Origin of the sequence: Alistipes sp. Marseille-P5061, assembly GCF_900290115.1 — a bacterium.
GTDB lineage: Bacteria > Bacteroidota > Bacteroidia > Bacteroidales > Rikenellaceae > Alistipes > Alistipes excrementigallinarum.
In genome coordinates this window covers 319,748-345,307 of the sequence record NZ_LT985748.1, presented here as the reverse complement: position 1 = coordinate 345,307, position 25,560 = coordinate 319,748, and the positions used below count along the sequence as shown (strand labels likewise).

The 25,560-nt window shown below is 61.6% G+C and carries 22 protein-coding genes; 10 read left to right on the top strand and 12 right to left on the bottom strand.

All coding sequences use genetic code 11. The features are described from left to right. Positions 1-45: 45 nt before the first annotated feature. From dnaE to C8267_RS01345, 3 genes are read left to right on the top strand one after another with little or no spacing between them, the layout of a single operon-like run. Positions 46-3,867: a DNA polymerase III subunit alpha gene (gene dnaE / locus C8267_RS01355; protein ID WP_106633382.1), complete on the top strand. Its 3,822-nt coding sequence runs from the start codon at positions 46-48 to the stop codon at positions 3,865-3,867. Positions 3,868-3,898: 31 nt separating this feature from the next. Beyond that, complete coding sequence (trxA, locus tag C8267_RS01350) at positions 3,899-4,213, top strand: thioredoxin (RefSeq protein WP_087361829.1); 315 nt, start codon at positions 3,899-3,901, stop codon at positions 4,211-4,213. A gap of 3 nt (positions 4,214-4,216) precedes the next feature. Then, positions 4,217-5,209, top strand: a complete 993-nt coding sequence (locus tag C8267_RS01345) for an aldose 1-epimerase (protein WP_106633381.1) — start codon at positions 4,217-4,219, stop codon at positions 5,207-5,209. 140 nt (positions 5,210-5,349) lie between these two features. Here the strand turns inward: C8267_RS01345 and C8267_RS01340 are convergent, their stop codons facing one another. Continuing rightward, on the bottom strand, positions 5,350-5,877 hold the full coding sequence (locus C8267_RS01340) for a nitroreductase family protein (protein ID WP_106633380.1): 528 nt from the start codon (positions 5,875-5,877) through the stop codon (positions 5,350-5,352). A 171-nt stretch (positions 5,878-6,048) separates the two neighbouring features. Between C8267_RS01340 and htpG the strand changes: the two genes are divergently transcribed. Continuing rightward, entirely contained in the window at positions 6,049-8,109 is a 2,061-nt protein-coding gene (gene htpG, locus C8267_RS01335) for a molecular chaperone HtpG (RefSeq protein ID WP_106633379.1), read from the top strand. 89 nt (positions 8,110-8,198) lie between these two features. On the opposite strand, the gene C8267_RS01330 is transcribed toward htpG, so the two are convergent. From C8267_RS01330 to C8267_RS01300, 7 genes are all read right to left on the bottom strand, one after another. After that, the gene (locus C8267_RS01330) at positions 8,199-8,612 is read right to left on the bottom strand and encodes an acyl-CoA thioesterase (protein WP_087361833.1); all 414 of its coding nucleotides are present in this window, start codon (positions 8,610-8,612) and stop codon (positions 8,199-8,201) included. A gap of 57 nt (positions 8,613-8,669) precedes the next feature. Next, on the bottom strand, positions 8,670-9,248 hold the full coding sequence (locus C8267_RS01325; RefSeq protein ID WP_106633378.1) for an FAD synthetase family protein: 579 nt from the start codon (positions 9,246-9,248) through the stop codon (positions 8,670-8,672). Positions 9,249-9,256: 8 nt separating this feature from the next. Next, positions 9,257-9,910 carry a redox-sensing transcriptional repressor Rex gene (locus tag C8267_RS01320; protein WP_087361835.1) on the bottom strand — a complete coding sequence of 218 codons (654 nt, stop codon included), beginning with the start codon at positions 9,908-9,910 and terminating at the stop codon, positions 9,257-9,259. 4 nt (positions 9,911-9,914) lie between these two features. Next, positions 9,915-11,735 carry a LysM peptidoglycan-binding domain-containing protein gene (locus C8267_RS01315; protein WP_106633377.1) on the bottom strand — a complete coding sequence of 607 codons (1,821 nt, stop codon included), beginning with the start codon at positions 11,733-11,735 and terminating at the stop codon, positions 9,915-9,917. An 8-nt stretch (positions 11,736-11,743) separates the two neighbouring features. Further along, positions 11,744-12,511 carry a 3'-5' exonuclease gene (locus tag C8267_RS01310; protein ID WP_087361836.1) on the bottom strand — a complete coding sequence of 256 codons (768 nt, stop codon included), beginning with the start codon at positions 12,509-12,511 and terminating at the stop codon, positions 11,744-11,746. Positions 12,512-12,522: 11 nt separating this feature from the next. Beyond that, the gene (gene dnaN / locus C8267_RS01305; protein WP_087361837.1) at positions 12,523-13,647 is read right to left on the bottom strand and encodes a DNA polymerase III subunit beta; all 1,125 of its coding nucleotides are present in this window, start codon (positions 13,645-13,647) and stop codon (positions 12,523-12,525) included. Positions 13,648-13,738: 91 nt separating this feature from the next. Further along, positions 13,739-14,617: a nucleoside phosphorylase gene (locus C8267_RS01300; protein ID WP_087361838.1), complete on the bottom strand. Its 879-nt coding sequence runs from the start codon at positions 14,615-14,617 to the stop codon at positions 13,739-13,741. A gap of 125 nt (positions 14,618-14,742) precedes the next feature. Here C8267_RS01300 and glmM point away from each other — a divergent pair, with 125 nt between their 5' ends. Genes glmM through C8267_RS01280 form a run of 4 tightly spaced genes read left to right on the top strand, consistent with a single transcriptional unit; the run spans position 14,743 to position 18,759 of the window. After that, positions 14,743-16,131: a phosphoglucosamine mutase gene (glmM, locus tag C8267_RS01295; protein WP_106633376.1), complete on the top strand. Its 1,389-nt coding sequence runs from the start codon at positions 14,743-14,745 to the stop codon at positions 16,129-16,131. A 15-nt stretch (positions 16,132-16,146) separates the two neighbouring features. Further along, complete coding sequence (locus C8267_RS01290) at positions 16,147-16,593, top strand: copper resistance protein NlpE (RefSeq protein ID WP_234025649.1); 447 nt, start codon at positions 16,147-16,149, stop codon at positions 16,591-16,593. A 9-nt stretch (positions 16,594-16,602) separates the two neighbouring features. After that, complete coding sequence (locus C8267_RS01285; protein ID WP_106633374.1) at positions 16,603-17,970, top strand: dipeptidase; 1,368 nt, start codon at positions 16,603-16,605, stop codon at positions 17,968-17,970. A gap of 6 nt (positions 17,971-17,976) precedes the next feature. Next, positions 17,977-18,759, top strand: a complete 783-nt coding sequence (locus C8267_RS01280) for an inositol monophosphatase family protein (RefSeq protein ID WP_106633373.1) — start codon at positions 17,977-17,979, stop codon at positions 18,757-18,759. A gap of 121 nt (positions 18,760-18,880) precedes the next feature. On the opposite strand, the gene C8267_RS01275 is transcribed toward C8267_RS01280, so the two are convergent. Together C8267_RS01275 and glyA are read right to left on the bottom strand one after the other, a co-directional pair. Then, on the bottom strand, positions 18,881-19,564 hold the full coding sequence (locus C8267_RS01275; RefSeq protein ID WP_106633372.1) for a DUF2461 domain-containing protein: 684 nt from the start codon (positions 19,562-19,564) through the stop codon (positions 18,881-18,883). Position 19,565: 1 nt separating this feature from the next. Next, entirely contained in the window at positions 19,566-20,846 is a 1,281-nt protein-coding gene (gene glyA, locus C8267_RS01270) for a serine hydroxymethyltransferase (RefSeq protein ID WP_106633371.1), read from the bottom strand. Positions 20,847-21,173: 327 nt separating this feature from the next. Between glyA and fabG the strand changes: the two genes are divergently transcribed. Together fabG and C8267_RS01260 are read left to right on the top strand one after the other, a co-directional pair. Beyond that, positions 21,174-21,920 (top strand): 3-oxoacyl-[acyl-carrier-protein] reductase, encoded by a 747-nt coding sequence (gene fabG / locus C8267_RS01265; protein ID WP_087361845.1) that lies wholly within the window; start codon positions 21,174-21,176, stop codon positions 21,918-21,920. 282 nt (positions 21,921-22,202) lie between these two features. Then, positions 22,203-22,379, top strand: a complete 177-nt coding sequence (locus C8267_RS01260; protein WP_087361846.1) for a histone H1 — start codon at positions 22,203-22,205, stop codon at positions 22,377-22,379. A 127-nt stretch (positions 22,380-22,506) separates the two neighbouring features. On the opposite strand, the gene C8267_RS01255 is transcribed toward C8267_RS01260, so the two are convergent. Both C8267_RS01255 and C8267_RS01250 read right to left on the bottom strand, forming a co-directional pair. Beyond that, entirely contained in the window at positions 22,507-24,234 is a 1,728-nt protein-coding gene (locus C8267_RS01255) for a lipid A phosphoethanolamine transferase (RefSeq protein ID WP_106633370.1), read from the bottom strand. Between the two features lie 12 nt (positions 24,235-24,246). Next, positions 24,247-25,560, bottom strand: coding sequence for a hypothetical protein (locus tag C8267_RS01250; protein WP_442778173.1), 1,314 nt, complete (start codon positions 25,558-25,560; stop codon positions 24,247-24,249).

The window sequence follows — 25,560 nt, the reverse complement described above, 5'->3', positions numbered from 1 at the left end:
GTCGGGAAAATGAGTTATCTTTGTTCACGAAAAATCTGAAGTGAAATGCCCCAGTTCGTCCATCTGCACGTACACTCCCAATATTCGATTCTCGACGGTCAGGCGAGCATCCAGCGCCTCGTTGACAAGGCCATGGCCGACGGTCAGCCCGGAATCGCCATCACGGACCATGGCGACATGTTCGGTATCAAGGAGTTCTACAACTACGTCAAGAAGGTCAAGGGCAAACTCAAGGACAAGGCTGTCGAGTGCGAAAAACGTTTGGCGGAGCTTCGCGAAGGGACGGCGGAGGCGGCCGGCGGCGACGCTTCGGCCGAAATCGCCGCGTGCGAGCGGCAGCTCGAGGAGCTGCACCGCAAGATGGCCTTCAAGCCCATCATCGGCTGCGAGGTCTACGTCGCGCGCCGCCGGCTGAGCGACAAGGAGGGCAAGCCCGACCAGAGCGGCTACCACCTCATCCTGCTGGCCAAGAATCTGAAGGGCTACCACAACCTGATAAAAATCGTCTCGAAGGCGTGGACCGAGGGTTTCTACATGCGCCCGCGTACCGACCGCGCCGAAATCGAGAAGTACCACGAAGGGCTCATCTGCTGCTCGGCCTGTCTGGCGGGCGAGGTGCCGCGCGCCATCACGGCCGACGATTTCGAGAAGGCCGAGGAGTCGATTCGCTGGCACAAGGGTGTCTTCGGCGAGGACTATTACCTCGAGCTGCAGCTGCACAAGGCCACCGTCGAGCGCGCTAACCACGAGGCCTACCCCATGCAGCTGAAGGTGAACGAGCATCTGCGCCGCCTGGCGGCCAAGTACGGCGTGAGGATGGTCTGCACGAACGACGTGCACTTCGTCGACGAGGACAATGCCGAGGCGCACGACCGCCTCATCTGCCTCTCGACGGGCAAGGACCTCGACGACCCCAAGCGCATGCTCTACTCGAAACAGGAGTGGCTGAAAACGACGGCCGAGATGGCCTCCATCTTCGGCGAGAGCGACCCCGAGGCGATGGCCACGACGGTCGACATCTGCAATCAGGTGGAGTGCTACTCGATTGACCACGCCCCCATCATGCCGACCTTCGAGATTCCGGCCGAATTCGGTACGGAGGAGGAGTACCGCGCCCGCTATACGGAGCAGGACCTCTACGACGAGTTCACGCGCGACGAGCACGGCAACGTGGTGATGTCGGAGGAGGAGGGCCGCAAGAAAATCGAGAAGCTGGGCGGCTATGACAAGCTCTACCGCATCAAGCTCGAGGCCGACTATCTGGGCCATCTGACGATGATTGGCGCCCACAAGCGCTACGGCGAGCAGCTGACCGACGAACAGTCCGAGCGGCTGAAGTTCGAGCTGCACATCATGAAGACGATGGGTTTCCCGGGCTACTTCCTCATCGTGCAGGACTTCATCCGCGCGGCGCGCGAGGAGCTCGACGTATCGGTGGGTCCGGGCCGTGGTTCGGCGGCCGGTTCGGCCGTAGCCTACTGCCTCGGCATCACGCAGATTGACCCGATTGCCTACGACCTGCTGTTCGAGCGTTTCCTCAATCCCGACCGTATCTCGCTGCCCGATATCGACGTCGACTTCGACGATGACGGCCGCGGCCGCGTGCTCAACTGGGTGACCCAGAAGTACGGCAAGGAGAAGGTGGCCCACATCATCACCTACGGTACGATGGCCACCAAGCTGGCCATCAAGGATGTGGCGCGCGTCGAGAAGCTCATGCTCGCCGAATCGGACCGTCTGTGCAAGCTGGTGCCCGACAAGACGCCCGACGGCAAGGCGGTCAAGAACCTCTCGCAGGCCATCGAGCTGGTGCCCGAGCTGAAGGCGGCCGAGCAGTCGGACAACCCCGTGCTGCGCGATACGATTCGCTATGCCAAGATGCTCGAGGGCAACGTCCGCAATACGGGCGTGCATGCCTGCGGCACCATCATCTGCCGTGACGACATCACCGACTGGGTACCCGTCTCGACGGCCGACGACAAGGTGACGGGCGAGAAGATGCTCGTCACGCAGTACGAGGGTTCGGTCATCGAGGATACGGGCCTTATCAAGATGGACTTCCTCGGTCTGAAGACCCTCTCCATCATCAAGGATGCGCTGGAGAACATCCGCCAGACGAAGGGCATCAAGGTCGACATCGACGATTTCTCGATTATCAACGACCCGGCCACCTACAAGCTCTACAGCGAGGGCCGCACCGTCGGCACGTTCCAGTTCGAGTCGGCCGGCATGCAGAAATACCTGCGCGAGCTGCAGCCCTCGACCTTCGAGGACCTCATCGCCATGAACGCCCTCTACCGTCCGGGCCCGATGGACTACATTCCCGACTTCATCGCCCGCAAGCACGGACGCAGCCCGATTGTCTACGACATCCCCGTCATGGAGAAGTATCTGAAGGATACGTACGGCGTGACGGTCTACCAGGAGCAGGTCATGCTGCTGTCGCGTCTTCTGGCCAACTTCACCCGCGGCGAGTCGGACACGCTGCGCAAGGCGATGGGTAAGAAGCTCAAGGACAAGCTCGACGCGCTGAAGCCCAAGTTCATTGCCGGCGGTACGAAGAACGGCCACGACCCCAAGGTGCTCGAGAAAATCTGGGCCGACTGGGAGAAGTTCGCCTCCTACGCCTTCAACAAGTCGCACGCGACGTGCTACTCGTGGGTCGCCTTCCAGACGGCCTACCTCAAGGCCAACTACCCGTCGGAGTACATGGCGGCGGTGCTGAGCCGAAACCTGGCGAACGTCGACCAGCTGACCATCTATATGAACGAGTGCAAGCGGATGGACATCCGCGTGCTCGGGCCCGACATCAACGAGTCGATGCGTACCTTCTCGGCCAATGCGGCGGGCGACGTGCGCTTCGGCATGGCGGCCGTGAAGGGTGTCGGCGAGGCGGCCGTCGACAGCATCATCGCCGAGCGCGAGGCGAACGGCCGCTTCAAGGATATCTACGACTTTGTCGAGCGGGTCAACTTCAGCCTGGTCAACCGCAAATGCCTCGAGAATCTGGCCTATGCCGGAGCCTTCGACTCGATTTCGGGCTTCCCGCGCTGCAAGTTCTTCGGTGCGGATGCCCGCGAGAGCAGCGGCATGACCTTCCTCGAGCAGCTGATGCGCTACGGACAGCGCTTCCAGGTCGAGAAGAACAACGCCCAGCAGAGCCTCTTCGGCGGGGACGACCATGTCGACATACAGCATCCGCTCGTGCCGGCCTGCGCCGACTGGAGCCAGCTCGAGACGCTCAACAAGGAGCGCGAGGTCATCGGCCTCTACCTCTCGGCCCATCCGCTCGACGACTACGCCATCATCATGCGCAACATGTGCAAGACGCAGCTCTCGGAACTGCAGAACCTCGAGGCGCTCAAGGGGCAGGAGATTGCGGTGGCCGGCATGGTCATCAGCGTGCAGAACCTGCTGACGAAGAACGGCAAGCCGTGGGGCAAGTTCACGCTCGAGGACTACAACGGAACGCACGAGTTCGCCCTCTTCGGCAAGGATTACGAGAATTTCCGCAAGTACCTCTATACGGATTACTTCCTCTTCATACGGGGCAAGGTGCAGCCGCGCCCCTACAACGACAAGGAGCTGGAGTTCAAGATTGTCTCGATGATGCAGCTCTCGGAACTGAGCGAGTCCATCAAGGAGATGCACGTCCAGCTGCCCGTCGAGGAGGTGACGCGCACGCTCATCGACGAGCTGGCGGCGCGTGTGCGGGAGTCGAAGGGGCAGACCGTCCTGCGGCTGAACCTCTACGACCGCGAATCGCAGGTGTCGCTCAACCTCTTCTCGAAGAGCTACAAGGTGGGCATCACCCGCGAACTGGTCTCCTATCTGGATGACCACAGCATCAGGTATTCCATTATGTAAACAAACCGATAAAACTAAAATTCATACAGTTATGGCATTAGCAATCAACAAGGAGAATGTTCAGGAAGTTCTCTCTTCGGAACTTCCGGTAGTAATCGATTTCTGGGCCGAGTGGTGCGGTCCCTGCCGCATGATGTCGCCCATCGTCGACGAACTGGCCGCCGCATACGAGGGCCGCGTGCTCGTCGGCAAGTGCGACGTCGAGGAGAACGACGAGCTGACGATGAAGTACGGCGTGCGCAACATCCCGACCATCATCTTCCTCAAGAAGGGCGAACTGGTCGACAAGCAGGTGGGCGCCTGCTCGAAGGAGGCGCTGGCCGCCAAAATCGAAAAGCTGCTCTAGGCGATGCTGCGCTGTATCGACTGGCACGGGCTGCAGGCCGTGGAGTTCGGCAAGGGCGACTACGAGGCGCTGCTCATTCCGGGCTTTGGGGCCAACCTTGTGCGGCTGGCCAACGTGCGGCTCGGCGTGGAGATTCTGCGTACCCCTGCGGCCGATGAAATCGAGACCTTCAAGGGGCGTCCCCACGTCTTCGGCCTGCCGGTGCTCTTTCCGCCCAACCGCATTGCGGACGGCACCTTCACCTTCGGCGGACGCACCTACCACCTGCCCATCACGCAGGTCAAGGAGCACCATTACCACCACGGAATCCTCAAGAGTCAGCCCTTCGCCGTCTCGAAGGCGTGGGAGACGGACGAGGAGGTATTCCTCGAGTGCCGCTACTACTCCAATGCGGGCAACGACGCGATTTTCCGCGACTTCCCGCACGAGTTCAAGTGCAAGATATCCTTCCGCCTGACGGCCGATGGCCTCGAGCAGGAGGTCTTCTTCGCCAACCGGAGCCGGGAGGCGATGCCCATAGGTGTGGGGTTCCATACGCCGATGCGGATTCCCTTCGCCGACGGCGGAGCCGAGGATTACGTACTCCGCATGGCCGTCGGCGAGCAGGTCGAGCTCAACGGGCGCAACATCCCGACGGGGCGCACCTTCGCCCTTCCCGAGAACTTTGCCCGGCTGCGCAGCGAAGGGCTGCGCGTGACGGAGTGCGACCCCATCGAGGCTGCATTCACCGTGCGTGAAATCGACGTCGACGGACGCCCCTTCCGCGGAGCGCTGGTCGAGAACCTCCGGACGGGGGTACGGACCTTCTACGAAGCCGACGAACAGACCATCTACTGGACGCTCTGGAACAACGGCGGGCATGTACCCTACTGCTGCCCCGAGCCGCAGTCGTGGTGGACCGATGCCCCCAATGCCGCCAATCCGGCCGAGCACGGCTTTCGGGCCATCGAACCCGGCGGCAAGTGGCGGATGCGCTTCCGTCTGTGGGCCCGGTAGTCGGTGTGAGCCCGTATGGTAATTGACCGCCCGGCAGGAGTAACGGCCTGCATCGGGTCGGACCCCGGCAATCAAACGCAAACCCCGCCTTTCTGGAAAGAAGGCGGGGTTTGTTGCGTTCTGATGCTGCGGCGTGCGGCTTATTTCGCGCCGTAGGTCTCGTGGAAGACCGTTTCGCAGAGCGGCTTGCGCGTCTGGTCGTGCCGTTCAGGAGAGGCCGGCTCGCCGGCTCCGTAGCCGATGAAGAGGATGTTGACCGGCTCGACGTGGGGCGGCAGCGCAAACTCCTCGCGCACGGCGTCGGGCTTGAACATGCAGACCCAAAGCGTGTCGAGGCCGAGGCTCGCCGCCATGAGCATCATGTGGTCGGTGACGATGGAGGCGTCGATGTCGCCGATTTTCTTGCCGTCGTATTTGCGGCACCACACCTCGTCGGTGTCGGCGCAGACGATGATGGCGCAGGGGGCCTTGAAGTCGCGCGTGCAGCGCGCCAGGTGCTCCATGCCCTCGGCCGATTCGACGACGATGAGCCGCTGCGGCTGCCGGTTGGCTCCCGTAGGGGCGACGCGGCCCGCCTCGAGAATCGCCTCGAGCTTCTCGGGTTCGACCTTCCGGTCCTGATATTGGCGGCATGCGTACCGCCGTTTGGCAATTTGCAGAAAATCCATGGTCGTATCGTTTGATTGGGTTGTCATGCAAAGATACTCGTTTGTTCGCATCCGGTCAATATGCTGTGCGCTTTTGGCAGTCGCGGCTGACATTCTGTCATGGAAAGGCTGCTGGCATACAGTTTGAAGCATGTCGGGTCGACGAAAAAAATATAATTCAACGATAAAGCTATGAAAAACGGAAAAATCGGAGTTACGACGGAAAACATATTCCCCGTAATCAAGAAGTTCCTCTATTCGGACCATGAAATCTTCCTGCGCGAGCTGATTTCCAATGCGGTGGATGCCACGCAGAAGCTCAAGACCCTCTCGTCGATTGGCGAGGTGAAGGGTGAATTGGGCGATTTGACGATTCGCGTGGCGGCCGACAAGGCGGCCAAGACCCTCACGGTAACCGACCGCGGCGTGGGCATGACGGCCGACGAGGTCGAGCGCTACATCAACCAGATTGCCTTCTCGGGCGCCGAGGAGTTCATGGAGAAGTACAAGAATCAGGCGATTATCGGTCACTTCGGACTGGGCTTCTACTCGTCGTTCATGGTGGCCGACAAGGTCGAAATCTTCACCCGCTCCTACCGCGAGGGTGCCAAGACCGTGCACTGGAGCTGCGAGGGCTCGCCCGAGTTCGAGATGGAGGAGACCGACGAGCAGCGTGACCGCGGTACGACCATCGTGCTCCATCTGGCCGACGATACGCTCGAGTATGCCGAGGATTCGAAGGTCGAGGAGTTGCTGCGCAAGTATTGCCGCTTCCTGCCCGTGCCCATTGCCTTTGGCAAGGTCAAGGAGTGGAAGGACGGCAAGTACGTCGACACGGAGAAGGACAACATCATCAACGATACCGACCCGCTGTGGACGCGCAAGCCTTCGGACATCACGCCCGAGCAGTACAAGGAGTTCTACCACGAGCTCTACCCCACGGGCGAAGACCCGCTCTTCTACATCCATCTGAACATCGACTACCCGTTCCACCTGACCGGTATCCTCTACTTCCCGAAGATTCGCAACAACTTCGAGATTCAGAAGAACAAGATTCAGCTCTACTCGAATCAGGTCTACGTGACGGACCAGGTCGAGGGTATCGTTCCCGAGTACCTGACGCTGCTGCACGGTGTCATCGACTCGCCCGACATCCCGCTGAACGTATCGCGCAGCTACCTGCAGAGCGATGCCAACGTGAAGAAGATTTCGAGCTACATCACCCGCAAGGTGGCCGACCGTCTGAAGGAGCTCTTCACCACGATGCGTGCCGACTACGAGTCGAAGTGGGACGACCTGAAGATTTTCATCGAGTATGGAATCCTCACGGACGAGAAGTTCGCCGAGAAGGCGCAGGAGTTCATGCTCTGGAAGAATGTCGACGGCAAGTACTTCACCGCAACGGAGTATACCGACCTGGTCAAGAAGAACCAGACCGACAAGAACAAGACGCTCATCTTCCTCTATGTGGATGACCCCGAGGAGAAGCACGCCTTCCTCGAGTCGGCCAAGAGCAAGGGCTACGACGTGCTGGTGCTCGACGGACAGCTCGACAGCCACTACATTAACTGGTACGAGTCGAAGCACACCGACTGCCGCTTCGAGCGTGTGGACAGCGACGTTGTGGAGAAGCTGATTCAGAAGGAGGATGCCCTCAAGATGTCGCTCACCGAGGCGCAGCAGGAGCTGATGCGTCCCGTCTTCGAGAGCCAGATGCCCAAGGACGAGAAAATTCACTACAACATCTCCTTCGAGGCGATGTCGCCCGACGAGGCGCCTGTGGTCATCACCCAGAACGAGTTCATGCGTCGTATGAAGGAGATGGCCCGCGTGAGCGGCGGCGGCATGAGCCAGTTCTACGGCCAGATGCCCGACTCGTTCACCATTGCCGTGAATGCCAACCACCCGATTGTCATCGACATCCTGGCCGATGTCGAGAAGGCCTACGGCGACAAGCTCAAGACGACGACCAAGAAAATCGACGCCGCCGTTGCCGAGGAGAAGCGCTTCGAGGAGGTCATCAAGGAGAAGAAGGAGGCCGACCTCACGGCCGAGGAGAAGTCGATGCGCGAGGAGCTCTCGAAGAAGGTCGTCACGCTGCGTGACGAGCGCGACGAGCGGCTGCGCGAAATCGGTGCCGGCAACAAGCTCGTAAAGCAGATTATCGACCTGGCGCTGCTGACCAACGGCATGCTGAAGGGCAAGAACCTGACGGACTTCATCCAGCGTTCGATTTCGCTCATTGAGAAGTAGTTCCCGGTCGGGACATATGTAAAGGAGACGTTCACCTGCGGGTGAACGTCTCTTTTTTTTGTGCGGTTACGGCCGGCTGCCCTCCCGGGTTACTCTTCGACCCAGCGGCTGCGCAGCAGGTCGAGGTACCACTCCGGACAGCGGCACGGACGGCGCGTGTCGCTGTGGATGAAGCCCAACTGCGTCATGCCCGTGTTGATGAGTTCGCCCCGCTCGTTGTAGATTTCGTAGAAGAAGTTGACGCGCGTCGAGGGGAGCTCGCGGAGAATAATCCGCACGGTGAGCAGCTCGTCGTAGTAGGCCGGCTTGCGGTACTTCGACTGCACCTCGAGAATCGGCATCATGATGCCGCGCCGCTCCACCTCGGCAAAGGACATGCCCAGCGCCCGCATCAGTTCGCTGCGTGCCGCCTCGTAGTAGCAGATGTAGTTCGAATGGTGGCAGATGGCCATCTGGTCGGTATGCTTGTACCAGACCCGGATTTGACAATCGTGTGAAAGCATTGATTTATCGTGTGTTGTTCGTCTTGCGTAGGAATGTATCGCCCGCCGGCTCTATGCCTACGGCTTTTGTGCGGGGCGCGGCGTAACCTGTACCGGATGTCCGAGCAGCCGCTCCGCCTCGGCCGTATCGCCCGCGTCGAGCAGCCGCCGGATGACCGTCGAGCTGACGTGGTGTCCCTCCACTTCGCGCTCGTCCACCTGGACAATCCTCAGTCCGCAGTCCGCTGCCGTACGGCAGTCGTAGCGGTCGTGGCCGAAGCGGTGGTTGTAGCCGACGACGAGCGTCCGCGTGCCGATGCGCCCCTTGAGGTAGCGCTCGATGAACTCCCGGCCCGAGAGGGCGCTGAAGGCGCGGTCGAAGGGGATGACAATCACGTCGTCAATGCCCAGACTCTCGAGCAGCGCGAGCTTTTCGTCGAGCGTCGTCAGCTGGCGGAACCCGTTGGTGCGCCCCAGCGTGATGCGCGGATGGGGGTCGAACGTCAGCACGATGCTCTCGCCGCCCGTGGCGCGGGCCTCCTCGCACAGCCGTGCAAGCAGCGCCTGATGACCCAGATGAACACCGTCGAACGAACCCACCGTCACGGCCGGCTCGCGGAATCGCGGCAGTGCATCGAAACCGTAGAATACCCTCATCGTGCCGTTCAGCTGTTGTTGCTGTTCTCCTCGGACTCCTTGACGAAGTAGGCGACCTTTTCGAGCAGTGTGGTGATGTCGTAGTTCTCGACGATGATGCCCTGCGGGAAGTTGAGCGGCGTGGAGGTGAAGTTCAGCACGCCGCGGATGCCCGCATTGATGATGGGCAGGACGAGCTGCGGGGCCACCTTCGTCGGCGAGGAGACAATCACGATGCTGATGTCGCGCTCCTCGGCAATCTCCTCGAACGAATCCATGTGGTAGCAGGGAATGCCGTCGATGGTCTTGCCCACCTTCTCGGGGTCGACGTCGAAGGCGGCCGTGATTTTCAGATTGAGCCCCTTGCCGTTGAAGTACTTGGTGATGGCCTGGCCCAGATGGCCCATACCCAGCACGGCGATGTTCATCGGCGACGGGCTGTCGAGAATCTTGCCGATGTATTCGATGAGCACCTGCACGTCGTAGCCCTTCTTCGTGTCGCTCGAGAAGCCGATGAGCATCAAATCGCGGCGCACCTGCACGGCCGTGATGCCGTGGATGCCCGCAAGCACGTGGGAGAAGATGTGCGTGATGCCCTGCTTGTGGCACGAGAGCAGCGTGCGGCGGTATTCGCTCAACCGCTCGATGGTCTTTTCGGGAATGCCGTTCGTCAGTGAGGCCATGGCGTTATTCGATGGTGATGGTATAGTCGCTGTTGTAGTTGACCCGGGTCCAGTTGCGGTTCACGTGGCTGCCCCCCTCCTCGCGCTGGAAGCGGTAGGTCGTCTGCAGCGGCGTGTAGGTGGTATTCTCCAGGTCGTTTTCGATGTCGCCGTACATGGCGGGGCAGAAAATCATCGCCGCGTCGTACCCACGGTAGGAGTAGAGCGTCGGCAGTGCCCCGAAGGCACGGATGTAGTCGCTGTCGAACGAGGCGATGACCTCGGCGTCGCGCTTGGCGTGGTAGGTCGAGACGAAGACCAGACGGTCCTTGAAGAACATCGTGCGGTCGATGTTGCCGAAGCGGTGCCAGCGGGCGTTGCCCAGCACGACGAACGACGGCGCCGTCAGGCCGCGGCTTGTGATGCTCGTATCGGCCGAGGCGATGGCCGCCAGGATGCGGTCGACGTCGACCTCGTTCTCGGCCATGATGACGAAGACGTTCTCCTCCTTGTTCTGCAGCAGCGGCGTGAGGTCGCTCGGGCTGTTGGCCCCGCGGACGGAGGGGTGTTCGTAGCGGTAGTTGTAGCGCGTGAAGGGTCGGTCGCCCAGCAGCGCGAGCACCTCCTGCTCGAACTCCTTGTCGGTGCTGCCCGCGTAAATGAGCGTCACGCGGCGGTTGCCGTTGAGCAGTTCGGCCACCTTGTTGTACTTGAGCGCCGGGTCGGCCGCCATCTGGAAGAGGGCGTCGCTGTGGAGCGCCTCGATGTTGGCCAGCGGCGTGACCACCGGGACGTCGTGCTCCTCGGCGTAGCGGACCACGGGATAGAGCTCATCCTCGTAGACCGGGCCCACGATGAGCCGGTTGCGGGCGAAGTCGGGCGAGGAGACGATGCGGTCGATGGCGGCCGAGTCGCGGCCCGTATTATAGAAGGTGAGCTCGACCGAGTATCCGTAACGCTGCTTCACCTGCTCGAGCCCCAGCAGGAAGCCCTGGTAGAATTCGAGGTAGTTGCTGTTGGCGCGACCCTTGACCGAGATGGGGAGCATCAGGGCGACATCGAGCGGCTCGGAGCGGCGCAGGGCGCGGAACGTGACCTCGGGAAGCTGCCGTGCGGCGGCCGAGTCGGGGTGCGCAACGCTCAGCGAATCGACGGCCGGGGCCGGGGCTGCCGGCTCGTCGCTCGGAATCTTGAGCATCGCTCCGGCCTTCAGGTCGGCGGGCTGCAGTCCGTTGTTGAGCCGCGAGAGCTCCTCTTCGGTCGTGCCGAAGCGGCGCGAGAGCGAGTAGAAGGTTTCGCCCGGGCGCACGATGTGGTAGGCATAGCCCTTTTCGGCGACGCTGTTCAGCGCCGTGCGGTAGGCTTCCCACTCGGCCTGCCGTTGTGCTTCACTCCCCTTGCCGCTCTCCTTGCGGCGAATCAGAATCCGCTCGTCGGGGCGCAGATGGGTGGGGTCAAGGTTGGGGTTGTCCTCGAGGATGGTCTGGATGGAGATGGCGTAGCGGCGCGAGATGGCGTAGAGCGTCTCGCCCTTGCGGACGTAGTGCATGTCGAAGGTCTTCTTCAGCTTGCGCTCCGAGGGTTTGGCCTCCGGGGCCTCGGCCATGAACGGTATCTTGAGCCGCGCGTCGGCCTTCAGCCCCTGGGCAACCGAGGGGTTGTTCTCGACAATCACCTGCTCCCCCACTCCGTATTCACGGGCGAGCGAGTAGAGCGTCTCGCCCGCCTGCACGGTGTGGATGTAGTACTTCGAGCCGTTGATATAGACGATTGTCGGCGATTTCTCGGCCGCGTGGGCGCAGCAGAGGGTGCCTAACAGCAGCAGGGTCGCACAAAGTCGCTTCATCTTCCTGTTCATTTCGTTTTTTCGCGGCAGCGGATTTCGGTGATGACCCGCTTGGTATAGAGCGGAAAGTCGCCGTTCATCATCCAGGCGTAGTAGCTCGGTTCGTGGGCGAAGACCTCCGCCACCGAACGCCCCTTGTACTTGCCGAACCCGAAGACCTCCTCGCCCTTCTCGTTGTAGAGAATGCGGCCCGCATAGTCGGCCGATTCACCCCGCGAGGAGTATTCGGCCAGAGCATCGACGTCGTTCTCCAGGTCGGGATAGCGGTCCAGCTGCGCCTGCAGCACCTCGTAGGTCGCCCGCGTGTCGGCTTCGGCCGAGTGGGCGTCTGTAAGGTCCTTGTCGCAGTAGAACTTGTAGGCGGCCACCAGCGTGCGCTGCTCCTTCTTGTGGAAGATGTTCTGCACGTCGATGAAGCGGCGGCGCTTGAAGTCCACCTCGACGCCCGCACGCATGAACTCCTCGACGAGCAGCGGCAGGTCGAAGCGGTTGGAGTTGAAGCCGCCGAAGTCGCACCCCTGTAGGAACTGCGCGAGCGACTTGGCCACCTGGGCAAAGGTCGGGCAATCCTTCACATCCTCGTCCGTGATGCCGTGGATGGCCGTCGCCTCCTCGGGGATGTGCATCCCCGGGTTGAGCTTGCGCGTCTTGCAGATTTCCTCGCCGTCGGGCATAATCTTAATCATCGACACCTCGACGATGCGGTCCTTCGAGGCGTCGACCCCCGTGGTTTCGAGGTCGAAGAAGACGATGGGCCGTTTGAGCTTGAGTTTCATCGGCGCCCTCCCTATGCGTTAATCATCATCGGCATGAGCAGCATGAGCGACGTGTTGCTCTGCTTCTCGTCGTATACGGGCTTGAAGACGCCGGCGCGCGTCGAGTCGGCCAGTTCGATGACCACCGTCGGAGTCTCGATGTTGGAGAGAATCTCGACCAGGAAGGTCGACTTGAAGCCGATGGTGATGGGCTGTCCGTCGTAGCTGCACGAAATCGTCTCGTTGGCCGACACCGAGAAGTCGATGTCCTGTGCCGTGAGGTTGATGCGGTTCTCCTCGATGTCCATGCGGATGAGGTTGGTCGTCGGGTTCGAGCAGACGGCCACGCGCTTGATGCCGTTGACCAGTTCGATGCGGTCGACGAGCACCTTGTTGGGGTTGTTGGCCGGGATGACGGCGTTGTAGTTCGGGTAGTTGCCCTCGATGAGCCGGCAGACGAGCGTGTGGTTCTTGAGCGTGAAGAGGGCGTTCTTCGAATCGAAGGCCACCTTGATGGCATCCTCCTCCTTGAGCAGCACCGACTTGAGCAGGTTGGCCGGCTTCTTGGGCAGGATGAACGAGGCGTTGATGTCGGTCTCGCGCTCCGATTCATACTTCACCAGCTTGTGGGCGTCGGTTCCGACGAAGGTGAGCGCCGTGGGGCTGAAGTTGATGAAGATGCCGTTCATGACGGGACGCAGCTCGTCGTCGGCCGTGGCGAAAATCGTCTTGTTGATGCCGTTGACCAGCACGTCGACGTCGAGCTCGAGCTCCTTCTTCTCGGCGCTGAGCGTCGGAACGGCGGGATAGCTCACGGCGCTGGCGCCGGGAATCGACAGGGAGCCGCTCTTCCAGTTGATTTTGATTTCCCAGCTCTTGTCGTTCACGTCGATGGTCAGCGGCAGCTCGGGGAACTCCTTCAGCGAGTCGAGCATCAGTTTGCCCGGGGCGGCGATGGTGCCCTCGCTCTCGACGCTGTCGACCGTGATGGAGCCGATGAGCGTGGTTTCGAGGTCCGAGGTGGTGACTTTCAGTTCGTTGCCGTTGAGCTCCATGAGGAAGTAGTCGAGAATCGGCAGCGTATTCTTGTTGCTGATGACCTTGCCCGTGGTTGCGAGCAGCGAGAGCAGGGCCGAACTTGATACGGTGAATTTCATGTCTTGCGTGTTTTTACTTATTTCTTTTTCTACTTGCTTCTTGTCTTTTGGGGCGGGGCCCCGGCGGCTGCGCGGACGGCGCGCATCGGGGCTATTCCAGCTCGGCGAGCTTGTCGAGCGCCATGGCGACCATCTTCCGTACGAAGGGCTTGTAGTCCGTGCAGGCGTCGAGCGCCACGCGCTGGGCGATAATCGTGCAGATGGTGGCGGCGCGGTGGCCCATCAGGGCGGCGAGTCCGGCCAGCGCCGAGCCCTCCATCTCGAAGTTGGTGATGCGGCGCCCCTCATACTCGAACGACTCGATTTTCTCGTTCAGGTGGATGTCCTGTGGTTCGAGCCGTACCCAGCGCCCCTGCGGTGCATAGAAGCCCGGGGCGGCGATGGTGATGCCCTCGCGCGTCGTGTCGCGGAAGTGCTCGAAGAGCGTCCGGTCGGCATCGATGAAGTAGGGCTTCGGCAGCAGTTCGTTCCAGCCGGTGTGGCGCATGAAGGCCTGCTCGATGGCCAGGTCGCAGACGTCGTTGCGTCCCTTGTAGTAGTTGAGCAGTCCGTCGAAGCCGACCGACGTGCGCGAGAAGACGAACTCCCCTACGCGGATGTCGGGCTGCAGCGCCCCCGAGGTGCCCAGACGCACGAGCGTCAGCCGCTGCTTTTCGCTCTTCTCCTGGCGGGTGGCGAAGTCGACGTTGACCAGCGCGTCGAGCTCCGTGACCGAGATGTCGATGTTGCCGATGCCGATACCCGTCGAGAGGACAGTCATGCGCTTGCCGCGGTAGGTGCCCGTCACGGTGTGGAATTCGCGGTTGGTTACTTCGCACTCGCGCGAGTCGAAGAACTCGGCCACCATGGCCACGCGGCCCGGGTCGCCGACCAGGATAACGGTGGGCGCAACCTGTCCGGGATGCAGATGAAGGTGGAAAATCGAGCCGTCGTCGTTGATAATCAATTCGGAAGGTGGGATTGTTCTCATGGTAGCCTCTTTTTTTATTTTTATAATTGGCATAAAAGTAATAATTTTACCTCGAATAACAAAACAATCAACCGGCAAATTCTTGCAAATACGTATAACATATTTTAATAAACTCTCAGAGAATCATGACTTTGATTAAATCCATCTCCGGCATTCGGGGAACCATCGGAGGACATGCGGGCGACAACCTCACGCCGCTCGACGTGGTGAAGTTCACGACGGCCTACGCCCGTCTGATTGCCGAGCGCAACCCCGGTCGGAAGCTGACCATCGTCATCGGCCGCGACGCCCGCATATCGGGTGAAATGGTGGCCAATCTGGTCGAGGGAACGCTGCTCGGCTGCGGCGTCGACGTGGTGAACGTCGGGCTCTGCACCACGCCCGGAACGGAGCTGGCCGTCACGGCGCACAAGGCCGACGGCGGCATCATCATCACCGCGTCGCACAACCCGCGCCAGTGGAACGCCCTGAAGCTGCTCAACGGCGAAGGTGAGTTCCTGAGCGACGCCGAGGGCAAGCGTGTGCTTGCGATGGCCGAGGAGGAGGATTTCGCCTATCCCGAAATCGACGGCATCGGTCACGTCGTTTCGCGCGAGTCGTACAACGAGCGCCACATCGAGCAGGTGCTGGCGCTGCCGCTGGTCGACGTGGAGGCGGTCCGTGCCCGGAAGTTCAAGGTGGTCGTCGACGCCGTCAACTCGGTGGGCGGCATCGTGATGCCCGAGCTGCTGCGCCGTCTGGGGTGTGAGGTGGTCGAGCTCAACTGCGAGCCGACGGGCGAATTTGCCCACAACCCGGAGCCGCTGCCGCAGAACCTGACCCAAATCGCACAGGTCATTGTCCGCGAAAAGGCCGACCTGGGCATCGTGGTCGACCCCGACGTCGACCGTCTGGCCTTCGTCAACGAGGACGGCACGATGTTCGTCGAGGAGTATACGCTGGTGGCCGTGGCCGACTACGTGCTGTCGCACAAGGTGGGCAATACGGTCTCGAATCTCAGCTCGTCGCGTGCGCTGCGCGACGTGACGGAGCGTCACGGTGGTCGTTACTACGCTTCGGCCGTCGGCGAGGTGAACGTCGTGGCGAAGATGAAGGAGGTCGGCGCCGTCATCGGCGGCGAGGGCAACGGCGGAGTCATCTATCCCGAGCTGCACTACGGCCGTGACGCACTGGTGGGTGCGGCCCTCTTCCTGACCCATCTGGCCAAGTGCGGCATGACCATGACGCAGCTGCGCGCCACCTATCCGGCCTACTACGCCTCGAAGAACAAAATCGAGCTGACGCCGGCCATCGACGTGGATAAAGTGCTGCGTGAGATAAAGGCCCGCTATGCCGGTGAGAAGGTGAACGATATTGATGGCGTAAAGATTGATTTCGCGGAGAACTGGGTGCACCTGCGCAAGTCGAATACCGAGCCCATCATCCGTGTCTATACCGAGGCGAAGTCGATGGAGGAGGCCGATGCGCTGGCGCAGCGGTTCATCGGCGAAATCAAACAAATCTGCAACCTGTAAAACTCAAATCAACGAATGACGACCATGAATCGGAGACGAATCTGGATGTGGAGCGCTGCGGCGCTCCTGTTGGTCGCCTGCGGAGGCAATGCGACCAAAAAGAGTGCGGCGACCAAGGCTGCTCCCGCTGCGGAGACCTCGGCTGCGGAGGCGCCCGCCTACTGCGGCACCTACCGGGGAACGGTACCTGCGGCCGACTGCCCGGGCATCGAACTGACGCTCACGCTCTCCCCCGACGGCCGCTACGAGCAGACGTGGAACTACATCGAGCGCGAAGGCATCTTCACGGACCGTGGCCCCTATATGGTCGAGGGCGATGTGCTGACGCTCCAGCCCGAGGACGACGGCGTTGCCCTCTATTACAAGCTGGACGGGGAGCGTCTGCTCAAGCTCGATGCCGACCGCAAGCCGCTTGACGGGGAGCAGGCACCCTACTACGAACTCCGTAAAATCGCAAAATAACACACGAGTATGGATAAAGCAAAGAAGTATGTCGAGGAGCACAAGGAACAGTTTCTCAACGAGTTGTTCGAGCTGCTGAGGATTCCTTCCATCAGCGCCCAGTCGGAGCACAAGCCCGACATGCGCCGCTGCGCCGAGTGGCTGGCCGCATCGCTCAAGCGTTCGGGCGCCGACCGTGCCGAGGTGATGGAGACGGCTGGCAATCCGGTGGTCTATGCCGAGAAGCGGGTGTCGGATGCGGCGCCCACCGTGCTGGTTTACGGCCACTACGACGTCATGCCGGTCGACCCGCGCGAGGAGTGGAACACCGAGCCCTTCGAACCGGTGATTCGCGACGGCCGCATCTGGGGCCGCGGTGCCGACGACGACAAGGGACAGCTCTTCATGCACGCCAAGGCCTTCGAGGCGATGTGCGCCACGGGAACGCTCCCCTGCAACGTGAAGTTCATGCTCGAAGGCGAGGAGGAGATTGGTTCGGCAAGCCTCTACGCCTTCTGCGAGCAGCACCGCGAGCTGCTCAAGGCCGACATCATTCTGGTCTCGGACACCTCGATGCTCTCGATGGATACGCCGTCGATTACCTGCGGTCTGCGCGGTCTGGCCTACATGGAGGTCGAGGTGACGGGGCCCGACCACGACCTGCACTCGGGCCTCTACGGCGGTGCGGTGGCCAATCCGGCCAACGTGCTGGCGCGGCTGGTAGCCGACCTCATCGACGACCAGGGCCGGGTGACGATTCCGGGATTCTACGACGACGTGCGCGAACTGACCCCCGCCGAGCGTGAGGCCTTCAACCGCGCGCCGTTCGACGCCGAGGCCTACAAGCGTGCGCTCGATGTCGAGGAGCTGGCGGGTGAGGCCGGCTATACGACTCTGGAGCGTACGGGCGTGCGCCCCTCGCTCGACGTCAACGGCATCTGGGGCGGATACATCGAGGAGGGAACCAAGACGATTATCCCCTCGAAGGCTTCGGCCAAGATTTCGATGCGTCTGGTGCCCCACCAGGATTACCACAAAATCGGCGAGCTGTTCCAGCGTCACTTCGAGGCCCTGGCCCCCAAGTGCGTGAAGGTGCGCGTCAAGGCGCTGCACGGCGGCATGCCCTATGTGGCTCCCACCGACATGCCCGCCTACAAGGCGGCCGAGCGGGCCGTCGAGGAGACCTTCGGCAAGAAGCCGCTCCCCTTCTACTCGGGCGGTTCGATTCCCGTCATCAGCGGCTTCGAGTCGATTCTGGGCATCAAGTCGCTGCTCATGGGCTTCGGTCTGGGCCAGGATGCGATTCATTCGCCCAACGAGAGCTACGGCCTCGACCAGTTCTTCCGCGGCATGGAGACCATTCCGCTGTTCTACAAGTATTTCGCCGAGTTGCGGTAGCGCGCCATGTTCGAGGAGTATCTGGATTTTGCCGTAGGGATGGCCCGCGAGGCGGGACGCATCCAGCTCTCCTACTTCCGCGGCGACGACCTGGCCATGAAGACCAAGTCGAATGTCTCGGATGTGGTGACGCGTGCCGACCGCGAAAGCGAGGCGTTCATCGTCCGGAGCATTCTGGAGCGCTACCCTACGCACGCGATTCTGGGCGAAGAGGGCGGCGCGCGCGGCGATGCCGCGAGCGAGTGGCGCTGGGTGGTCGACCCGTTGGACGGCACGACCAACTACAGCCAGGGGCTGCCCGTCTTCTGCGTCTCGATTGCGCTGCAATACCGGGGCGAGACGGTAGTCGGGGTGGTCTATGCCCCCTACCTGCGTGAGCTCTTCACGGCCGTGCGCGGCGGAGGGGCCTGGTGCCGGCGCGGCGACGGCGAGCCCGTGCGGCTGCACGTCTCGACGAAGCAGCGCCTTGACTGCTCGGTCGTTGCAACGGGATTCCCTTACGACAAGAGCGAGAATCCCGACAACAACAGCGACAACGTCGCCCGAATCCTCCCCCATGTGCGCGACGTGCGCCGGATGGGGGCTGCGGCTTACGACCTGTCGTGCGTGGCGGCGGCGATGCTCGACGGTTTCTGGGAGCTGAACCTCCACGAGTGGGATGTCTGCGCGGCGTCGCTGCTCGTCATCGAGGCAGGCGGCGTTGTCGAGTCGCTGCGCGCCGACCGCGGCGTCTCGCCCGTGGCGGGCAGTGCGGCACTGGTTGAGCAGATGAAGCGCTACGTGCGCTGACCGTGCCTTGCGGGACGGCGGGCGGAGGTCCTGTCGGGTCGCGCATCGGATGTGGATATATGCAACGAGGGCGGGGTCGAAACCCCGCCCTCGTTCTCTTTGTGGTGACCTGTTTGCCGCGTCAGCGCATCTCCTCGAAGGCGTAGCGCACCGCCCGGTTGAGCAGCGCCACGAAGGGCTGCGTCTGGCGCATCCGCTCGAGCGTGAACTCCAGCAGCCGCCCGTCGAGCAGCTCGCGCTCCGTCATGCGCCGTTCGAGCAGGAACTCCTTGAGGCGCAGCAGCTCGTCGTAGGGGCTGCCCGACGGGAAGCCCTTCGGCGTGCGGCGCAGCGCGTTGTCGCGGCAGAGCGTGAATGCGTCGGCCTGGCGGATGGTCCGCTCGACCTCGGCGCCGTTGTCGAAAATCTCGTCGCGCACCGAGCGCAGCACCACCGGCTCGGGGCAGTAGAGCCCCACGGCCAGCATGTGTCCGTAGGTAGAGCCTTCGCCGGTGTCGGGCTCCACATGGAAGTAGTAGCCGGCATAGCCCGACTTCTTGCCGCCCGGGGCGATGTAGGCGCCGATGTGCTCCTTGTAGGGCCTCTTGTCGGGGCTGAAGCGCGTGTCGCGCGCAATGCGGTAGGTGCAGTCCTGCACGCGCAGCCCGCGAACGGAGGGGTCGAACGACGAAATGCCGTCGATTAGCTGCTCCGTAAAACCGGCGAAGCGCGTTTTCACGCGCTTCCACTCGGCCCGGTGAGCGTCGAACCACTCCCGGTTGTTGTTGTCGTGCAGCTCCCTGAGGAATGCAATGACCTCCTTCATGCTACCACGCGAAGAGCGGATAGTTGGCCATCAGTGCGTTGACGTCGCGGCGCACGGCTGCGATGTTCTCCTCATTCTCGGGGTCGTTGAGCACGCGGTCAATCAGCCCGACGATGTAGTCCATCTCGTTCTCCTTCAGTCCGCGGGTGGTGATGGCCGGCGTACCGAAGCGCAGACCCGAGGTCTGGAACGGCGAACGGGTGTCGAACGGAACCATGTTCTTGTTGGTCGTGATGTCGGCCGCCACGAGGCACTTCTCGGCCAGCTTGCCGGTCAGCTCGGGGAACTTGGTGCGCAGGTCGACCAGCATCAGGTGGTTGTCCGTGCCGCCCGATACAATCTTGTAGCCGCGCTTGATGAAGGCCTCGGCCATTGCGCGGGCGTTCTTCTGCACCTGCGTCTGGTACTCCTTGTAGCTGGGTTCCAGCGCCTCGCCGAAGGCTACGGCCTTGGCGGCGATGACATGCTCGAGCGGACCGCCCTGGATGCCCGGGAATACGGCCGCGTTGATAATCTGCGACATCTTCTTGATGACACCCTTCGGCGTGGTGAGGCCCCACGGATTGTCGAAGTCCTTGCCCATGAGGATGATGCCGCCGCGCGGACCACGCAGCGTCTTGTGGGTGGTCGAGGTGACGATGTGGGCATACTTCACGGGGTTGTCGAGCAGCCCGGCGGCGATGAGGCCGGCCGTGTGGGCCATGTCGACCATCAGCAGCGCACCTACCTTGTCGGCGATTTCGCGCATGCGCTTGTAGTCCCATTCACGCGAATAGGCCGAAGCGCCGCCGACGATGAGCTTGGGCTTGCACTCCAGCGCCTTGCGCTCCATGGCGTCGTAGTCGATGCGGCCCGTGGCCTCGTCGAGCTGGTAGCCCACGGCCTTGAAGTACTTGCCCGACATGTTGACCGGCGAACCGTGCGAGAGGTGGCCTCCGTGTGCGAGGTCGAGTCCCATGAAGGTGTCGCCCGGATGCATCACGGCGAAGAATACCGCCATGTTGGCCTGCGCTCCCGAGTGGGGCTGGACGTTGGCGTATTCGGCGCCGTAGAGCCGGCAGATGCGCTCGATGGCCAGCGACTCGACCTTGTCGACCACTTCGCAGCCGCCGTAGTAGCGGGCGGCGGGATAGCCTTCGGCATACTTGTTCGTGAGGACCGAGCCCATGGCCTCCATGACCTGGTCGCTGACGAAGTTCTCCGATGCGATGAGTTCGATGCCGCGCATCTGACGACTGCGCTCGGCGGCAATCAGGTCGAAAATCTGGGTGTCTCTTTTCATGTCTGTTTTTATTTGAAAGGATTTCAATGCGTTCCGTTTCGTCGCTCGCTCCGGCGGCCTGCCTCCTGTCGTCCGGTTCCAGCCATCCGGCCTCTGTTTTCTGCCGTCCGGTCTCCGCCGTCCGGCTTTACGGTCCTGCCGTCCAGCCCTCGCCTTTCGGCCCTCCGGCCCTCCCCGTCCGGCCCTCCGGTGTTCGGCCCGAAGAGGTTGCCGAGCGATTGTACAAAGATAGTAATATTCGGCAATTTCCCGCTCGGAGAAAGCGCATTAAAATATTTTTCTTATCTTTGTCGTGCAAAATCGGATTTTACCAAAAACAAAATAACTATGAAATTACTCGAAGGCAAGGTCGCCGTCATCACGGGTGCAGCCCGCGGTATTGGCAAGGCCATCGCTCTGCAGTTCGCCAAGGAGGGTGCGAACATCGCGTTTACGGACCTGGTAATCGACGAGAACGGCAAGGCTACCGAAGCCGAAATCGCCGCCCTGGGTGTCAAGGCCAAGGGCTATGCGTCGAACGCCGCCAACTTCGAAGAGACCCACAAGGTCATCGACGAAATCGTGAAGGAGTTCGGCCGCATCGACATTCTGGTCAACAACGCCGGCATTACGAAGGACGGTCTGATGATGCGCATGTCGGAGGCTCAGTGGGACGCCGTGCTGACGGTGAACCTCAAGTCGGCATTCAACTTTATCCACGCCGTTGTGCCCGTCATGGCACGTCAGCGCAGCGGTTCGATTATCAACATGTCGTCGGTTGTGGGCGTGAGCGGCAATGCCGGTCAGTGCAACTACTCGGCCTCGAAGGCCGGTATGATTGGCCTGGCCAAGTCGATTGCCAAGGAGATGGGTCCCCGCGGCATCCGTGCCAACTGCATCGCCCCGGGCTTCATCATCACCGACATGACCAACCAGCTTTCGGACGAGGTGAAGGAGAACTGGTGCAAGCAGATTCCGCTGCGTCGCGGCGGTACGCCGGAGGATGTCGCCAAGGTGGCGCTCTTCCTCGCATCGGACCTCTCGTCCTACGTGAGCGGCCAGGTCATCCACTGCTGCGGTGCGATGAACTGCTAAACGCACGGCGGGCTCCCGACTCTTCGGAGGTCGGCTCAGGAGCAACGGGACATCCTCGGCGGATGCCCCGTTTTTCGTCGGCGGGAGGCTTTCGGCAGTCATTTGCTGCATGCAGTATGGCTTTCATCGCATTTTTTCAGCCTTTTGGAGCTATTGTGACCGGATTGGACTAAATTGATGCATGAATTGAGCTGTTTTTGTGTGGGAGGAATGACGTAACACCGAATATTTTTATATATTTGCAAAGAAAATAATCTAACTCTCAATTTAATTAACGTAGTTATGGAAGCTTTAGTAGCAAAAATCAACGAAGAGTTCAAGGCATTCCAGGAGAATGCAACGGCTCAGCTGGAGAAGGGCAACAAGGCCGCCGGTACGCGTGCGCGCAAGGCCGCTCTGGAACTGTCGAAGCTGATGAAGGAGTTCCGCAAGGCATCTCTGGAGGCTGCTGCAAAATAGTTGCAGGCTCGTGCCAAAAAAGAGGCTTTCCTCCGCAGGGGAAAGCCTCTTTTGTTTTGCGGCCGGTGCATGCAGGTGTTTTGCCGCCGGTACATGCAGGCGTTTTGCGGCCGGTGCATGCAGGCGTTCAGAAGTGCACGCCGTGGCGGGCGAGCACCTGCAGGTCCTCCTCCGTCAGACCCGTCCGCGGGAAGGGGCGCGCCTCGTTGTGGTCGTTCAGATAGAAGCGCGGCGCATCCCAGTCGTAGGCGTCGTTGACGAGCGAGACCGACGGGTCGAGGTACTCCGTCCGGATGGAGGCCATGTCGGCCATCGTATGGAACAGGGCGTGCGTCGTGGCGGGCGCCTTGCCGTTCCGTTCGGCGGCAGCCACCTTCTCGGGGAAGTTCTTCCGGTACTTGTCGGAGAACCAGCCCAGCGAGGCGACGTAAATCTGATAGGCGGTCGTCGTCGGCGAGGCGTGCAGGAAGCGGCCCCGGCGGTCGTCGAGGATATCCTCGCCGTGGTCGGCGCAGTAGAGCAGCGCCACGCTGGCGTCGAGCGAATTGAGGTAGCCTACGGTGCGGGCCAGGAAGTAGTCCGTATAGCGGATTGAGTTGTCGTAGGCGTTGCGCAGCATCGTCACGTGCTCGGGGTTGATGGCCACGTCGTCATCGGGCCGGAAGTGGGCGAATTCGCGCGGGTAGCGCTGGTGGTAGCTGAAGTGCGACCCGTAGCAGTGGAGGACGATGAAGAGCTTCTGTGCCTTGCTGTTGGCAACGATGCGCTGGATTTCGTCGAGCAGCTGCATGTCATGCCGCGGCGAGTGGATGTAGACCAGATGCTCCGACTGGCGGGCCAGCTTGTCAATCATGGCCCCCTGGGGCGCCTGGTTGGAGATGAACCACGTCTCGAAACCCGCTTCGCGGAAGAGTGCCGCGATGCCCTTGCGGCGGTAGAGCTCCTCGTGCTGGTCGGTGGCGATGGAGGAGAGAATCAGCGGAACGCTCTTGTGGGTCGTATTGCTCTGGGTGAGCATGTTGCGGAACGGGATGATGCCGTGGGTCCGCAGCAGCATGGGGTTCGTTTCGCGGTCGTAGCCCCACAGCTGCCAGTTCATGGCGCGTGACGCCTCGCCGACGATATAGACGTAGATTTCGCGTCCCGGAGCCTCGGCCGTACGCGTGGCGTGGAACGTGAAGCCGTCCGACGTCTGTTCGTAGTTGTGCATCTTGCGGAACTCGACGGCGCTCAGCCGCATGTTGTAGAGCACGTTGAGCGGGAAAATCTCGTCGCGCAGCACGTGGCGCTCCTCGCTCACACGGTAGGCCGGCCAGAGGGCCAGCAGTCCCAGACAGAAGAGCGCCGCGCCGGTCAGACCGACGCTCATGCGGGTCGTGCGCGAGATGATGCGGCGGTGGGCGATTTCACGGGCGCCGAGCCACAGCAGCGGAATGTAGATGAGGCAGACGGTGATGACCGCGGGATAGATGTTGCTGAGCAGTTCGGAGGCCTCGCCGGGGTTGGTCGTCAGCAGGTTGGTGAACATGTCCGTGGCAATAATCGAATTGCCGAACAGGTAGAGCAGCACCAGCTGAAAGGCGCAGAAGAAGATGAAGGCGAATCCCAGCCAAATCATGATGCCCGAGCGTTTGAGCAGCACGCTCCACATCATGTAGAAGCCCAGCGGCAGCAGGATGAGCGCCTCGACCGTCCAGCCCGAGTAGGGCTCCGTAATGGCCAGCACGCAGTTCGGGATAATCAGCGCAACGAAGAAGTAGACCGTGACCAGAATGGTGAACCGGCTTCTGGTCAGCGGCTTTTTCGGTTTGAGTCGCTTTTTCTTCTTGGTGTTATCGTCTGTCGTTGTGGCCATGGTTCGTTTCGTTTAGAACGCCTCGTTGATGTTGAGCATGAAGCCGCTCGTCTTGCGGCCGAAGCCGTAGTCGAGGCGTACGTTCGTACGTTTTTTAAGTTCCCAGCGCAGGCCGATGCCGTAGTTGGGCAGCGTCTCCGACCAGTTGAAGGTCGAGAGGCGGTGGAAGACGTTGCCGGCACCGCCCCACACCGTGCAGCCGATGCGGCGCCAGATGCGCTGGCGCAGTTCGACCTGGAACGTAATCATGCCGTTGTCGGTATACTGACCCTCGTAGTAGCCGCGCATGCGCTGACTGCCGCCCATGCGGGCAAGCATCGGCCACGGCGTACCGTCGGAGTTGAATTCACCGTAGAGGTCGATGGCCAGGATGCCGTCGCGCCACACCCGCTGGTAGAAGTCGGCCGTGAAGTTGGTGCGCCAGAGCGACTGTCCGCAGTTGCCCAGCGGCTTGGGATAGAAAGTCTCCACGAGGCTGATGTAGATACCCCGGAAGGGGTTCGGGATGAAGTCGCGCGAGTCATACTCGATGATGGCGCCGATGCCCGTGGCCGTGTAGCCGGTCTTCTGCTGCACGCCGTCGAAGGTGATGTAGCTCAGGTCCGAGAACTTCTTGCCCTTGGTATAGTCGAAGCCGAGCATGCCGCCGATGAAGGTGTTGGGCAGCACGCGATAGAGGTAGCGCACGTCGACGTTGTAGCGCTTCTCGACGAAGTTGCCCTTTTCACCGTAGGCTCCGGCCCGATACCCTACTCCCCAGATGTCGCGCGGCTGCGACTTGAAGTCCACCGAGTAGTCGATGCGGCTGCGGTTCTGCGCGAAGATGTTGTTGCCCGTGACGCCCACGGCGTAGAAGCCCGTGATGGAGACGCTGGCGAAGATGGAGACGTTCGAGGGCGAGGTGACCGAGTCGCTCCGGTCGAGCCGGTAGAGTCCGGCGGCCAGTACGCCGATGCCCAGGCTGGTGTTTTTCGAGTAGCTGGGACCGCCGGCGAAGGTGAAGTCGATTTTCTTCTCGAAGGTCTTGTCGGTGGTCGACTCGCCGAAGTAGTTGACAATCCGGCGCAGGAACGACGGCCGTCGTCGGGGCAGGGAATCGGATGCGACCGGTACGGACGCTGTGGCTGCTGCCGGCGCCGGGGTATAGGTATAGTGCAACGTATCGGTGCCGCGTACATAGATGCTGTCCACCGGGACCGCCTCTGCCGCACCGTTCATGCCGTTCATGCCGTTCATGCCGTTCGTGTTGTTCGTGCTGTCCTGCTGCGCCAGCGCCGGAAGCAAACCTCCGGAGAGCAGGCAGACGAGTAGGGCCGTACGCAACAT